This is a genomic window from Paenibacillus dendritiformis (assembly GCF_021654795.1).
GTDB lineage: Bacteria > Bacillota > Bacilli > Paenibacillales > Paenibacillaceae > Paenibacillus_B.
Genome location: NZ_AP025344.1, coordinates 5,173,059 through 5,187,381 on the forward strand (window position 1 = coordinate 5,173,059; position 14,323 = coordinate 5,187,381).

Annotated in this window: 10 protein-coding genes; 1 reads left to right on the forward strand and 9 read right to left on the reverse strand. The window is 55.1% G+C overall.

The genetic code is table 11. From position 1 onward, the window contains the following. Positions 1 to 614 precede the first annotated feature (614 nt). From L6439_RS22980 to L6439_RS23005, 6 genes are all read right to left on the reverse strand, one after another. Entirely contained in the window at positions 615 to 965 is a 351-nt protein-coding gene (locus L6439_RS22980) for a type II toxin-antitoxin system PemK/MazF family toxin (RefSeq protein WP_006677694.1), read from the reverse strand. A gap of 3 nt (positions 966 to 968) precedes the next feature. Continuing rightward, positions 969 to 1,250: a CopG family ribbon-helix-helix protein gene (locus L6439_RS22985; protein ID WP_040731899.1), complete on the reverse strand. Its 282-nt coding sequence runs from the start codon at positions 1,248 to 1,250 to the stop codon at positions 969 to 971. Between the two features lie 217 nt (positions 1,251 to 1,467). Next, on the reverse strand, positions 1,468 to 2,694 hold the full coding sequence (gene alr, locus L6439_RS22990; protein ID WP_213470714.1) for an alanine racemase: 1,227 nt from the start codon (positions 2,692 to 2,694) through the stop codon (positions 1,468 to 1,470). A 242-nt stretch (positions 2,695 to 2,936) separates the two neighbouring features. After that, a complete protein-coding gene (locus L6439_RS22995; protein ID WP_213470712.1) occupies positions 2,937 to 4,055 on the reverse strand; it encodes a DUF4367 domain-containing protein in 1,119 nt (372 codons plus the stop codon). A 236-nt stretch (positions 4,056 to 4,291) separates the two neighbouring features. Beyond that, entirely contained in the window at positions 4,292 to 7,786 is a 3,495-nt protein-coding gene (locus L6439_RS23000) for an S-layer homology domain-containing protein (RefSeq protein WP_213470710.1), read from the reverse strand. A 161-nt stretch (positions 7,787 to 7,947) separates the two neighbouring features. Next, positions 7,948 to 10,044, reverse strand: a complete 2,097-nt coding sequence (locus tag L6439_RS23005) for a 5'-nucleotidase C-terminal domain-containing protein (RefSeq protein WP_249723433.1) — start codon at positions 10,042 to 10,044, stop codon at positions 7,948 to 7,950. A gap of 504 nt (positions 10,045 to 10,548) precedes the next feature. Here L6439_RS23005 and L6439_RS23010 point away from each other — a divergent pair. Further along, a complete protein-coding gene (locus tag L6439_RS23010) occupies positions 10,549 to 10,830 on the forward strand; it encodes a hypothetical protein (RefSeq protein WP_168180513.1) in 282 nt (93 codons plus the stop codon). Between the two features lie 23 nt (positions 10,831 to 10,853). Here L6439_RS23010 and L6439_RS23015 read toward each other — a convergent pair whose 3' ends face one another. The 3 genes from L6439_RS23015 to L6439_RS23025 form a co-directional block, all read right to left on the reverse strand. Beyond that, the gene (locus L6439_RS23015; RefSeq protein ID WP_168180514.1) at positions 10,854 to 11,675 is read right to left on the reverse strand and encodes a carbohydrate ABC transporter permease; all 822 of its coding nucleotides are present in this window, start codon (positions 11,673 to 11,675) and stop codon (positions 10,854 to 10,856) included. Next, complete coding sequence (locus L6439_RS23020; RefSeq protein ID WP_213470708.1) at positions 11,676 to 12,656, reverse strand: carbohydrate ABC transporter permease; 981 nt, start codon at positions 12,654 to 12,656, stop codon at positions 11,676 to 11,678. A gap of 99 nt (positions 12,657 to 12,755) precedes the next feature. After that, positions 12,756 to 14,108 carry an ABC transporter substrate-binding protein gene (locus tag L6439_RS23025; RefSeq protein WP_213470706.1) on the reverse strand — a complete coding sequence of 451 codons (1,353 nt, stop codon included), beginning with the start codon at positions 14,106 to 14,108 and terminating at the stop codon, positions 12,756 to 12,758. Positions 14,109 to 14,323 lie beyond the last annotated feature (215 nt).

Genomic DNA, 14,323 nt, shown 5'->3' on the forward strand with positions numbered 1-14,323 from the left:
TGTCCCGTCGTTCGGTTGGCCGTGTTTGTTTTTCCTCGTTGCGCACTTCTATTGCACGTTCTCCCTTCCGTTCAGTAAAATTATCCTCCAAGGAGCCTTATGCGGAATCTCCCCTCCGCTCAGGAATCATTATCCGCTGTGCCTGCAATCGGTGATGTAAGCAGGTCAAATGGCCGGCAGTCCTCATCTTGATTCTGCCGAGCTGCGCAATATTGTCCGTAAAAGGCGCAGGTTGCCGGTCTAGCCTTCCTCGGCTGCCCTGAGCCAATGGGATGTTCGCCGAAAGAGCGCAAATCGCTCCCTTGACTTGCCTTGCCTGCTCTGACTCATTGGGATATTGCTCATAAGAGCCACAAAGGGGCCTCGGATTGCGCCGGCCTTGGCTCTCTGAGCCGTGGGGATATCGAACATAAGAGCACAAAGAGGCTCGAATGCGGTTGTTGCGGCTGAATCTGACTCAAGGGGATATCGAACATAAGCGGCACACAGCCCGCCCCCCTCCTCTCGCACGGGCAACAAAAAAAGGCGGGGACAACCCCGCCCGCAGGTTCGAATGTTCTCACGCGGCAACAAAAAAACGAGGCAGGCCTCGTTCAGTCGGTCGCAATCGGTTTTTAAAAATCAATCAATCCGAGGCTGATAAGCAGCCCGTCATCGACCTTGTGCATCGTCTCTTCATCTAAGTGTGTTATTTTGTCGGTGAGCCGTTGTTTGTCGATGGTGCGGATCTGTTCCAGCAAAATGACGGAGTCGCGGTCGAACCCATGCGTCTTCGCGTCAATCTCGACATGGGTCGGCAATTTGGCCTTCTGAATCTGGGCCGTAATTGCCGCCACGATGACGGTTGGGCTGAACCGGTTCCCGATATCATTCTGGATAACGAGAACGGGACGCACTCCTCCTTGCTCTGAACCTACGACGGGCGATAAATCCGCAAAAAAAACGTCGCCGCGCTTTACAATCAATGTCTACACCCCGCTAACCAAGCGGTCGAGCGTGCCATCCGCTTCGACTTCTGCGTAAAAAGCCTCGGATGCCATCGTCAAGTTAATCTTGGCCATTTCCATATAGCCGCGCTGCATCGATTCACGGATATGACGCTTCTTGCGCTCTTGCAAATACAACTTCATCGCTTGGCGAATGAACTCGCTTCGATTCGATTTTTCCATAGCAACGATACCGTCCACTTCTTGCAATAGTTGGTCGGGCAAGCTGATCATAATTCGTTTGGTGTTCTGAATATTAGCCACCTGTCCTCGCACCCCCAAAGCCTTTGCTGCCTAGTACCCATTATGTCGATTCTGTAGAAAAATTATACAACAGCATATATATGCTTCATCCATATCGAGTATGTTGCAGACCTTCTGCCTGCAGACAATCCCTGATACTTATTCTCTCTTCAACGTGAAAATCCTGCCGAAAATGTAAAAATGATTTCGGTAAAAGGTGCCATTCCCCTAAATTCCGTCAATTTATTGCACCTTCGGCGTGCGCCGACGGTCGCAGCAGCGGGTTAACCACTTTCACGGGCTTCCCGCTCTCGAGATAGAGGCGCGGCATACGATGGGCAACCATGCAGACGACTTCATAGTGAATCGTCCCAAGATGCCCGGCGATCTCCTCTGCCGTAATGCGCTCTTCGCCCTGTTCGCCCAGGAGCACGACTTCTTCTCCCGGCCCTGGCAGCGGCCCTTCTTCGCCTAGCGGCTCCAACGAGACCATGCACTGATCCATGCAGATGGTCCCCAGCACCGGTACGCGCCGGCCGCGGATCAGCATCTGCGCTTTCCCGCTCAGCATGCGGGAATAGCCGTCCGCATATCCAACGGGAATGGTCGCAATGCGCTCCTCCCCGCTCGTATAGTAATGCATGCCGTAGCTAATCGCCTCGCCGGCGGGGACCGTCTTCACATGGACGATGGCCGTCTTCAGACTCAGCACCGGCCGCAATCGGATTCGCTGGCGGTTCACATCGGCGGACGGATACAATCCGTAAGCGCTGATACCTACCCGCACCATATCAAATGCGGACTCCGGCAGCTCCATTGCCGCCGCGCTGTTGCTCGCATGTATCAGTGGTATGGCAAGCTCCTGCCTCTTCAGCTCGTCAATGACAGCCTGGAACCGCTGCTGTTGCAGGCGGCTGTAGGATTGATCCTTCTCGTCCGCACCCGCGAAATGGGTGAACACCCCTTCGACCAGCACGCCGGCAATCGACTGCAGGCGGCGGACGCAGCAGGCCGTATCCTCCGGCGTTCGGAGACCCAATCGTCCCATGCCGGTATCCGTCTTGACATGCACCTTGAGCAGGCGCCCGCCATACCGGGCCGACAGTTCCCGCGCCTTTTCCTCCAGAGTGCGGATACACCCTTCGGTAAAGACCGTCAAGGAAATATCATGCTCGAAGGCGGCTTCAATCCCGGCAGGCGGCGTATAGCCCAATACCAATATCGGCACCTGTACGCCGGCCCGGCGCAATTGTACGGCTTCATCCAGGAACGCCACGTTCACATAATCCGCTCCGAACCGTTCCGCGGCGCGCGCGATCTCCACCGCGCCATGTCCGTAAGCATTTGCCTTCACACAGATGCTCAACTTCGTGGCAGACGGAAGCGCGGCGCGAAAAGCTTCCATATTGTGATGCAGCGCATCCAGCGAAATCTCCGCTCGCGTGGGACGATAATACGCCTCCATGGTCAGTCACCTTCTTCATGTCTGTTCATCCCGTTCCATGTAACAAACCTATGTTAATGCCCATGGCGGAGACTGTCAACCAAGGACAGATGGAAATAACCAACCATTACTAAGGAAATTTCCGCTGCACGCGGTCGGTGGTTTGTGGGAGGCGCAATGATTCGCGCTGCTCGCTGAGAGCGAGAAGGCCCGTATCCCGTGGAGCGCCACGGAATACGGACCGGAGAACTGTGCTGCAGCCGTTATTTTCCAGGCTGATCCACGAGCGATTGTGCAATTTTCACCATTTCTTGCTCCGGCAGATCGCCGCTCAGCATCCGGTACTTCACTCCTTCATAAGTCCAGGTGAGCGTCTTCTGCTCCTCACCCGTCATTTGCCCATAGGTGAAGCCAAGATCTACCGCCTTCGAGCTCTCGACCTGAAGCCCGACTTCCATATCCTTCGGCCGGGATTCGATCAGCGTGAACGAATACGTGCCCGTATACCGCATCATGACCGGATGATCTCCGCTGTTCGGAAGCTCTTGCTCATCGAGCTTGGCCACGCCCTCCGGCAGATAGGACGGCTCGATGAAGCCGAACGGCCCCATATCCTCTTCCGCCTGCGCGGTGTCAGGCTCCTGCCCCGCCGCATCCGTACCTTCCGCTCCGTCCCCAGGGGCAAGCGTCTCCCGGGATGGCGGCTGTCCGTTCTCATCCAGCTCCCCGTTCGGAATCATCGCATGATTCATGCCCGTCATATTGCGCTGCATGTCGAAGGAATCTTTATCGAATTTCTTGCCGAATTCGAATTGATTGAACTTCATCTCGACGACAACCTGCGCCTCCGAATCGGTGACCTGCACCTGCTTCGGCGTGTAGTCGCTCTTGTGCAGCCAGATCTTCTGGCGGACGAGCGAGTCCGTCTGATAATCGGCTGCCACATCGAATACGTAGCTGTCGCCATCCTCGGTGAATTGGCGGCCTTCATCCGAGAGAATGCTGCGGACCAGGGTCTGGTAGAGGTAGACCTGCCCTTGATTCTCCGGCCACTCGCTCTGGAAGCGGAATATCTTCTTCAGGCTCGGCGTCAGCACGAACACGCCCTCTTCATTGCGAAGCACGATCTGCTTGATGTCCTTCTTCTCGTTCGTCAGCTCAATCCGATAATAGGTCGGATCCTGATACCACACCTCCACGCGATACTGCAGCGGCTGAGTACCGGAATGCAGCGTCATCGTGCCGATGCCGGCATAGCTTTCCAATTTGCTCATTACTTGATCCAGGTCATGGACCACATCGGTTGCGTCCTTCTTCCCGCATCCGGCGACCAGGATCGCCACACTCATCACGATGGCCAACATCCACGTGAGTCGACGCATGTAATCATCCCCTCTGACATGAGTATTCTTCGATTCGGTGTACTCCGCATCACTGATAACATGTCTATGAGGGAACTTGGCCGATTATGCGGACTAGTTTGACGAGCCTTCCGCGGTCTCAAAGCAGCCGGAACGGCCGCTGGGAACGGCTTCTTTCACGGCAGCCAGAGGGGACTCTGCGGGTCGAAAAAGAAAGCCTTCCGATCACGATGCAGCGATCGGAACAGGCGGCAGCCTTATTTTGATTTGGCCCGTAATTTGGTCAAGACTACGGCGGCTTCCGCCCGGGAAGCGAACGACTTCGGTTGAAAATGGCGCTGACCGTTCCCGATCATAATCTGTTGCCCGGTCACCCAGCGAACCGCATCCGCTGCCCATCCCGAGATATCGGCAGCGTCTCGATAAGACAGCGCCGGCAGCTCTTTCGCTGATGCGGCCTTATCCCCCGCGCAGACCCGGGCAAGCACGGCAGCCATCTGTTCCCGCGTCATCCGATCATCGGGACCGAAGGTGTTCGCATTGTAGCCTTGGATTATGCCATACTCATGAGCAATCGAGATCGCGTTCCTTGCCCAATGGTCCCCTGTATCCGCAAATAATGCCCCCTGGCGCATCTCCAGCTTCAACGCATGGATGAGCAGGGTAACGTATTCCGCTCTCGTTACCGCACGGCTCGGTCTGAACGTACCGTCGGGATATCCTGCGATGACCCCGGCGGCAGCCAACTCCAGGATCGCTTCGCCTGCCCAGTGGCCTTCCGCGTGCGTGAAGCGAGGCAAGCTCCCTGTGCTCCGGCTGGATCCCTCTGGCGTGCACTGCTGGTTATCTTCGAGTGCATGAGGCCGCTTAGGATCGTCCTTATCCTTATGTTCATTCGGTTGGGGCATCATCGCAGGCACTTGGTGTTCATCCTGCGGCGAGGAGCTCCCGCCGCCATGACTGCCTCCATTATTATGATCATTGCCGTCATCGAGTACGGGACGAGCGGTCACCTTCACGGCGCGAATGATTTCGTCAGCCGCATTGCCCGCCTTATCGGTCACATTGTACCGCAAAATATACTCGCCCGGGATTCGCGTATTCACCTGTCCGGATACGATGATGGAGGCGGAGATATCCCCGTCGGCATTATCTGTCGCGGAGGCGCCGGGATCCTGGAAGGACGTGCCCTCGACCACATGGATGACCGCTTCGCCAAGCAGGGCAATGACCGGCTTCTCCCGATCGATGTTTGTAATGTCAAGCTGCTTCACCGTCTCGTTCCCCGCCATATCTCTGGCATACAAGCTAATCCAGCCGTTATCCTGGACTTCAATCGGCCGCTTCTCTTCCCAAGGCTCGCCTTCGCCGCGGAAGAAGGCGGCATCGTGAAGTCCAAGCGCCATCCTCCGCTCTGCGATATCAGCAGGAGAGTAGACGGAAGCCGTTACCGTGACCGGGCCTTGCGTCGGCTCCGTCGGGAATAGAGTCAATGAAATAAGGGGCTCCAGTCTATGGATATTGGCGACTTCAATCGTTGCGATGCTGGAATTGCCGGCCTCATCCTGGGCAAAGACCGTATAAACATCGTTGACTTCCACCTCGAATGAATCCGAGCCCGCGAAGCTTGTTCCGCCGGATTCGAAATAACTTTCCGTCTGTCTGCCGGCCGCCCATTTCTGTCTGGCGACAGGGCTCGTCCTGTCGCTAATCCGGGCTTCGATCGTGACGTTGCCGTTCGTTAGCTGTTCCGAAGGCAGGGATAATTGGATGACAGGCTGGTCTGTATCGATCTGCTTCACTTCAATATGCTCGACCGTCCCGTTCCCCGCTTCGTCTTGGGCGAAGATCGTATAGTCCCCATTCGCGTAGGCGATGAACCGGGAATCGCCCATCATCGATCCGCCCGTCTCAAAAAAGCCCGCCGGCCGGATGCCCCCGCTCCATTTCAGCATTTTGATCTCGCCGGCCTCATGTGTCGCCAGCACGTTCACCGTAACCGGTTGATTGGTCCAGCCAGAGGGGGCAAGCGTAACCTGAATGTGCGGAGGGGTCGTGTTCATGTTCGTAATCGCGATCTGGGCGACCGCCTCATTGCCTGCTTCATCCTGCACATAGACGGTGTAGGCGCCGTTGTCGTTGACGAAGAAGGCGTTCCCTTGCAGAAGTTCCCCGCCTTCTTGAAAATAGCCGCTTGGATGCTTTCCGCGCGCCCATTTCTTGAGCTTGACCGCAATTCCTTGGTCGGTCCCAATCGTGACCGATATTGTTACCGGCTGGTTCGTCCACGTGTCCGGCGAACGCGTCAGCGTCAACCGCGGAGGCTGCTTATAAATATTCGCAATCGTAACCGTTGCGACGGCTTCGTTCCCGGCCCGATCCTTGGCATAAACGGTATAGACTCCATTGTCGGAGACGTTGAAGCCGTCTCCCGCGAGCGCGTTTCCTCCATTTTCGAAAAACGTGATGCTCCGTTCTCCGGGCGCCCATTTTTGCACCGCCGCTCCGCTTTCTTCCTCCACGATCCTCGCCGTAACCATTACTTCCTTATTGGTCGGCGTCTCGGTGGACGGGGTCAATGCAATGACAGGCGGGGTCCGGTCGATGTTGGCGACGGTAAAGGTGCGGATCGTCCCATTTCCGGCCCGATCGGCTGCATAAACGGTGTAGGCGCCGTTTTTCTGGACAGTAAAGGAATCGTTGACAATTAGCGTCCCATTGTCTTGGAAGTACGCAGCAGTCCGGGTTCCCTCCGCCCATTTCTGCATCTCCACCCCGCTTCCGCCATCATCCTCAACCTGGGCCGCGACCTGAACGTTATCGCGTGTCCAGGCTGTCGGCGCTTGCTTCAGCACAATAGCCGGCGGTGTCTTATCGAACCGGACCGAACTGCCGTCCGTGGTCTCCGTGCGCGACTTGACCATGCCGCTGCCCGCTTCTTCGTAGTCGATGCGAAAAGGAATATCGCCTTCCGCATCGGCAGAGGTTAGCCGGTAGCGCGCGATCCAGCGCCCGCTCTGCTCCGTCGCTTTAATCGGATGACCCGCTATGGTAACGTCCGCTCTTTTTAATGGAAAAATAGCAGTAAAAGAAAGCGTCACTTCATCGCCGGCCTTCGCAATTCCCGGGGCAGCGGCATGATTCGATGCGATGGCGACCGAACGGATCGGGTCGATATCCAACGCATAGGTCCCGTAAGAGCGATCGTAGTCCAGCGTTTTGTGCTCTCCTGACCACACGGTATCATACTCGCTCAAGGTCGCCCATAAAGCATTGGCCGGAACCTCCGGCCCGCTCAAAACATGGATCCCATCGACGCTGTACCTGTATTGTTGATTGGTAATCGCATGTCCTTCGCCGAAGGCTCCATCGAAGTTGCTAATCGTCAGCCACTTCAGATCGGCCGGCGCATCATCCCAAGACCCCATCTTGATGAATTGTTTTTCCGTGGTAATGCCGTCGCGGCTGTAATAAAGCTCCACCCCGTCTTGAAATGCGCTGAGTGGAATAAAGCTCACCCAACGCGCATGGAGCGTGCCCTTGTCCACATCGATATAAGATACCTTGCTTCCATCGCTATAAAAGTGCATCACGCCGGAAAAACCGCTAGGCGTGTAAACAATCACTTTCAGGTATTCCGCCTGGACCTGCTTCGCCGACACTTGGTCCGGCAGAAGCATGAGCGCACACAGGGAGACGAATAGCATGGATAGCGCCACCCGCAACCTTGTCTTTTGGTCTCTGTTTTTCATATGTTGCATCCTCCTTTCCCCGCTTTTTGTCGTAATCCATACCAAATTGTAGAGCATCCCCTATGAATCCGATATTCCCCGTTTGAGGGATTTTTGGCGCATTCGAGCTCCGGGATCAACAAAAAAAGCTCTCCGAAGAGAGCTTTTACCGCGAGGGCTCATTATTTCACATACATCCCATCGACGTATGCGGTCTTCCCATCGATGGCAATTTGAATCCAGCCATCTTTTTTACCTGTCACCTCAAGAATGGTTCCTTGCTTGACTACGGCTACGATTTTACTGTTCGGGGACGCCTGCTTGCGAACGTTTAAGTAGTAGGCTGTAACCGTTACCCGGGAAGCTGGCTCTGCCGGTTTGCCTGTGTCCGGTTCCCGTTTGTCCAATTTCATCTTGTCAGGTTCAGGCTTCGCCGCTTTGTCCGGCTGGGCCGGCACCTCCGTTTTAGGCGTTGTGTTCTGTTGGGCCGCTTGATACGCAGCGTTTAATCGGGAATAGAGTTCACCTTTGTTCCGGGCCCCGGCAACCATTTTCACGTCCACATTGGCTTTCTCGGCAAGCGCCTTAACTTCATCGGCCTGTACGTCATCCAAAATATTAATGGAAGCCACATTCGTATATTTGCCGTCTTCCGTCGCCGGAACCTTCAGAATGCCCGCATTGACTAGCTCGATGACATCTTTGCGCGCCGGGGCGTCCGTCTCCACGCCGACAATCTTCCAGCGATTTTGCGCCTTTTGCTCAAGCACGCCCTTCTTCTCTTCCTTAATATATTTGATTGCCAGGTTGCGGATCGTGCCGCCCATTTCACCGAACGCGCTGTTGTCCTTGGAAGACCAGAGCTGTTCGAACGTTCTTCCTTCGAGAGCCCCGCCCTTGGCCACAAGCGCATCCATTCGATACGCATTCATTCCGAGCACCAGCGAATCGGTTGCCTGAATCGGGGAATCATCCATACGGCGCAAGTTAATAATCCGCTGGCCATAAGGCTTGCGCACATCGACATCGTATTTGATGTTCCCGAAAAAATCATTGGTGCTGTACTTGGAGGATCGGCGCTTCAGATCAAAGCTAACCGTCACATCTCCCGGACGCGTGGAGTTAAAATACCCTACAGCCCACTCCATATAATCTTTCAGATCTTGGCCTGTTACTTTATAATTCGTTACTTCGCCAAATGTGAATTGATAGTTATAGGCGATATCCTTCTTCTTGATGTCGCCGACATCTAGTCGAGCCTTATCGTTATCAATCTGAAAAGCGACGACATCCGCTTGGCTGTAATGCTGCATCACATCCGCAAAGAAATCCGACAGCAGCGTTTCTTCTACCTGAACCTGCGGAATCCCCTCGATTTCGTTCGGCGGAACCAGATTCTCGCCAACGAGCCGACCGACAACCGTATTGGCATCTTGACGCGCAAATTCATGGAATGGCTTCAGGATTGTCTCAAGCCCCGGATCGGAGGCAAGAACATTGCCGTCCGCGTCTTTGACCGGGATCGTAAAAGCATCTTTCGACGTCAGTACCATCTTCCCGTCTTCTTGGCTAAAATGCAAATCAATGCGGGAAATATGCGTTCCATATTTATTCGGTTCTGTAATCAATACCCCATTTACTTCTTCTTTGTTGACCAGTGTATGCATATGCCCGGCAAAAATCGCCGCCAGCTCCGGGTTCGCGTTGGCAATATCCCGCACGCCGGAATGAGGGGTGTTGTTTTCATTGTCCAGCCCCATATGCATAACCCCGATCATGACATCCGCTTTGCCTGTTAATTCCTGAATCACCTTCTTGGTTTCTTCCACCGGATCGGTAAAGACCAAGCCTTTCACATGATCCGTTCCCTTTTCGAAGTCGGGGACAAACGGCGTCGTCATGCCGATTAAACCGATTTTGACGCCTTCCTTTTCTATAATCGTATAGGCAGGAAAAAAGCGTTCCCCATTGTCCTTATATACATTGCCCGCTAACATGACGCCTTCAAATTGACTGCTCACCTTGTCCAATACGTCCAACCCGAAGTTGAACTCGTGATTCCCATATGCCCATGCATCATAGCCCATCGCATTCATCGCCACCATCATCGGTGATTGGGGCTCGCTATTGAACAGCTCCGCAGAGTTGTCTTGAATCATGTCCCCGGCGTCCACCAAGATCGTATTCGGATTCTCCTGGCGAATCTGCTGAATGGCGGTGAATAACTGCGTCAGGCTTCCGCTCGGATTGGGCGCATCCGAGGCATAATCCCAAGGCATGGAACGCCCATGGATATCCGAAGTCCCTAACAAAGTAATATGTACATTTTTCTTAGCCAAGCCTCCATCGGCAACGCTTTCAGAAGCGGCCGCTGAAGTGACGACAAGACTTGTCAGCATCGTAACCGCCATCAACGCGCTCAGCCATTTTTTCCAAGTGGATCTGCTCTGGATCATCATGCTGCTGCTCCCCTCATATCGATTCATCATCCTTGACAAGCGCCGCTCTCCCATCGGCTGCGAAGCCAGACTATCACAGGGTTGTCAGCGCTTTCAACAAATACTATACTCCTCCTTGCCGCTTCATATCTATGAATGGATTAACATACATTTCGTGAAATCCGCCCATTTTCAAGAGGCTTAGAGGTTCAATTTGTCGCGCAGCTATTCTTCCAGCTTGTCATCCCAGAACGGTTGCTTGCGACGCGGTGAAAGAAGGGTCGCGAATGACGGCAGGACTTCACGGATACACTACTCGAAAAAGAAAGGCAGGTGCTCCCATTGATGGATCCATCGGATCGCGAGACCGAACATAACCATACCGATGTGTCGACGGTGCAATCGCAGCGCAATGATTTGACGGCGGAGGAGTTCCCGGAAGGGCCATATGGCGCGAGCATCGAATCGGAATCGCTTGGCAAAAGCACGCCATGGCGCAAGGGGCAGCATGGTCCCAACCCGTTCGGCAATGAAAATCTGCAATTGCATCAAGGACTGGAACGGAACTATCCGGGCGAAGACCTGATGACGGAGGATTCGCAAAGGGAACGGATTGAAGACGAATAGTTCCGCCCGGAAAACGGTACCGCTTATCCTTTAATCGATCCGGCCAGCAATCCGCGAATGAAATATCTTCCCAGGAAAATATAGACGAGCAGCGTCGGCAGGGCCGCGAGCAGCGCCCCGGCCATCTGGACGTTCCACTGCACAATCTGGCTGCCGGACAAATTTTGCAGCGCGACCATAATCGGCTGCTGCTTCTGCGTTGTCATCGTCACCGCGAACAGAAACTCATTCCAGATGTTCGTGAATTGCCAGATGCCGACGACGACGAAGCCTGTCACGGAGAGCGGCACCATCATGTTTTTGTAGATGCCGAAGAAGCCGCAGCCGTCGATTTTGGCCGCTTCCAGCATTTCATCCGGTACCGCCACGTAGAAATTCCGGAACATAAGCGTGCACACGGGCAAACCGTACACGACATGGATGAGAATAAGCCCCGGTATCGAATTGTACAGATGGATGCGCTGCATGAACTGAATCAAGGGAATCAGGATGCTCTGGTACGGGATGAACATCCCGAACAGCATCAGCGCGAACAGGGCGTTCGAGCCTTTGAACCGCCATTTGGACAACACATAGCCGTTCATGGACCCGAACAACGCCGATAATAAAGTGGCGGGAACCGCGAGCAGGAAGCTGTTGCTCAAATGCGGATACAGCTTGGACACGGCTTCGCGGTACCCGGACCAATCGAGACTCTTCGGCAGCGCCCACATCCGCTCCAGCGTAATCTCGTCCAACCCTTTGAAGCTCGTGACAAGAAGCACATATACCGGCACGAGAAAGAGCAAAGCCAAGCAGGTCAAGCCGGTGTACAGCGTGATTCGTTGCACCCGCTTTTTCGTCATCTATGCCTCCTCCTTCCTCATGCCCGACAGAAGATAAGGGATGATCAAGAGCGAGATCAGCACGAGCATGACCATCGAGATCGCCGCCCCCTGCGCGTAATGATTGCCCCGGAATGTCGTCTCGAACATGTAGACCCCGGGCATATCCGTGACGAACATCGCTCCTGGACCGGTCATGGCATAGATGAGATCGAATATTTTCAAGGAAATATGGGTCAGCATGATAACGAGACTGGCCGAAATCGGCCGCAGCTGCGGGAGCAGAATGCGCCGGAAGATCGTCCACTCGCCGGCTCCGTCCACCCGGGCCGCTTCCTTCCATTCCTCGGGGATGCCGCGCAGACCCGCCAGATACATGGCCATCGCGAAGCCCGAGAGCTGCCAGACGGCGGCGATCACCACCGCAATCAGGGCGACGGGCAGCCCGAGCTCAATCTGCCCGAAGCGGAAGCCCGGGATAATATCGGTGCTGACATACCATTTGGGCACATCCGTCATCCCGATCGCCTTCAGAATCAAGTTCACCCCTGTCGACGGGTTGAGAATCCACTGCCAGACGACGCCGGTCACGATGAAGGACAGCGCCATCGGGAAAATAAAAATGTTGCGGAAGAACGACTCGGCGCGAATTTTCCGATCGACAAGCACCGCCAGCAGCAGGCCGAAGCTAATCGTCACGGCAATAAAGAGCACCGTGAATACGAAAGTATTGCGCAAATCCGATTGGAACCGGAAATCCTGAAAGAGAAACAGGTAGTTTTTCCAGCCGGCAAAGTCCAAGTTGCGGGCTAAGGTGTTCCAGTCGGTGAAGGACACATATCCGCTCCATCCGATAAAGCCATATACAAATATCGCAATCGCGACAAGAGAGGGCAGCACCATCAATATCGGCACGATGCGGACCCTCTTCCGCCGCCGCGCCTTCCGCTCAGGCGGCATGGATAGGGGCATCGTCTCTCCGCCTATGCCAGCGGCATTCATATTTATCCCTCCTGACCGCGGCAGCCGGCAGCGGACTCCCGCCGCCGGCCCCGCTTGCAATGTTCGTCAGGGCCGGCCAAGGCCGCCCCAATCAGCCGCCTACTTGGCGATGCCGCTGGCCAGCTGTGCGTCGCGAAGCGAGCGGGCCGCCTGCTCTACGTCCCCGTTCGTCACGAAGATCGTCATCACCTGATTGACCTGGGTCACGAAGCCTTCGGGAGCGGCGGATCCATGCGCCAGACTCGGCACGAGGCTGCTTTTCTTGAAGTCTTCGATTGTGGCTTGGCCATAGGCGTCGTATTTGCTCGCATCCGCATCGACGCGTGCCGGAATCGACCCTTTGAGCGGATTGAACACATCCTGTCCCTCCACGGAGCCGAGCACCTTCAGCCATTCCTTCACCGAATCGGCGTCCTTGACGTTCTGAGGCAGGCCGAACGTATCGGTAATGACCATGAAGCTGTTCCCCGAATTCGGAGTCGCAATCCAGCCGAAGTCGACATTCGCCTGCATTTTGAGATCGGTCGTAAAGTACCCCTTGGCCCAATCGCCCATAATGTTCATCGCCGCCTGGCCGTTAGCGACGAGCTGCGCTGCGTCCTGCCAGTTGCGCGCCGCATGATCGTCGTTGATATAGCTGAACATTTTCTTCGTCTTCTCCAGCGCGTCCTTCACTCGCGCATCGTCGAACGCGATCTCGCCCGTGTACAGCTTCTTGAAATCTTCCGGGCCAAGCACCCCAAGGAGCGCCGCTTCGAAGACCATGGTCGCCGTCCAAGGCTCCTTGTCGCCGAGCGCCAGCGGAGTGAGGCCTTTCTCCTTCAGCGCATCGGCCGCTTGGAAGAAGCCGTCGAAGGTGGCCGGAGGAGTCAATCCATTATCGTCAAAAACTTTCTTATTGTAGAAAATGACATTGCCGCGATGGATATTGACGGGGACCGAGTAGATGGTCCCGCCCTCGCTTACCATCTCGATTAAATCCTTCGGGAATTTATCCATCCAGCCTTCGCTCTCGAATAGCTCATTCAAGCCCTCCATCTTGCCGGCCGCGACCCAGCCCGTGTTCAGCTCGGCCCCGCCATGCACCTGGAACGTTCCCGGCGGATCTCCGCCCTGCATCCGGCTGGCGAGCACCGCCTTGGCGTTCGTGCCCGCGCCTCCGGCCACGGCGGCATTGATGACTTCAATATTCGGATGCTTCTCGTTGAACAGCTTGATCAGGCCTAATAATCCTGCCTCTTCTCCCGCTCCCGTCCACCAGCTAAAAATCTCAACCGACTTCTTGTCTCCGGAAGACGGCCTGTCCGCGTCATTCTGTGTTCCTTCGTCCTGTCCGGCCGCCGCCGGCTTGGCCGGCTCCGGAGGCTTCGCATCCGAACCGGAGCCGCAAGCCGCCAGGAGCAGGCTCATCATACAGATAACGGGCAGAATCAATATCATGTGCTTCCTCATGTCATATCCCCCTTCACGCTTGAATGTCCATTGCGGATTCCATTAAGCTTCAATGAAACCGCTTACATCCAAGGTAACACAACTATCGCCTCTACCGGAGCGAGAAAACCCGCACTCGTTTGTCATTCATCTGGATGGATTTAAGGAGGGAAAAAATTCGAAGGGATTATCGGAAAATCTAGCACTTATTTGCCTCGTTCCGTTTCCATAAGCCA

What these genes read in the sequence shown, in the direction of transcription:
- alr (WP_213470714.1), bottom strand. Translation starts at nt 2,694, where the DNA reads ATGGAGGCGTATTATCGTCCCACGCGAGCGGAGATTTCGCTGGATGCG.
- L6439_RS22995 (WP_213470712.1), bottom strand. Translation starts at nt 4,055, where the DNA reads ATGCGTCGACTCACGTGGATGTTGGCCATCGTGATGAGTGTGGCGATC.
- L6439_RS23000 (WP_213470710.1), bottom strand. Translation starts at nt 7,786, where the DNA reads ATGAAAAACAGAGACCAAAAGACAAGGTTGCGGGTGGCGCTATCCATG.
- L6439_RS23005 (WP_249723433.1), bottom strand. Translation starts at nt 10,044, where the DNA reads ATGCCTTGGGATTATGCCTCGGATGCGCCCAATCCGAGCGGAAGCCTG.
- L6439_RS23010 (WP_168180513.1), top strand. Translation starts at nt 10,549, where the DNA reads ATGGATCCATCGGATCGCGAGACCGAACATAACCATACCGATGTGTCG.
- L6439_RS23015 (WP_168180514.1), bottom strand. Translation starts at nt 11,675, where the DNA reads ATGACGAAAAAGCGGGTGCAACGAATCACGCTGTACACCGGCTTGACC.
- L6439_RS23020 (WP_213470708.1), bottom strand. Translation starts at nt 12,656, where the DNA reads ATGAATGCCGCTGGCATAGGCGGAGAGACGATGCCCCTATCCATGCCG.
- L6439_RS23025 (WP_213470706.1), bottom strand. Translation starts at nt 14,108, where the DNA reads ATGAGGAAGCACATGATATTGATTCTGCCCGTTATCTGTATGATGAGC.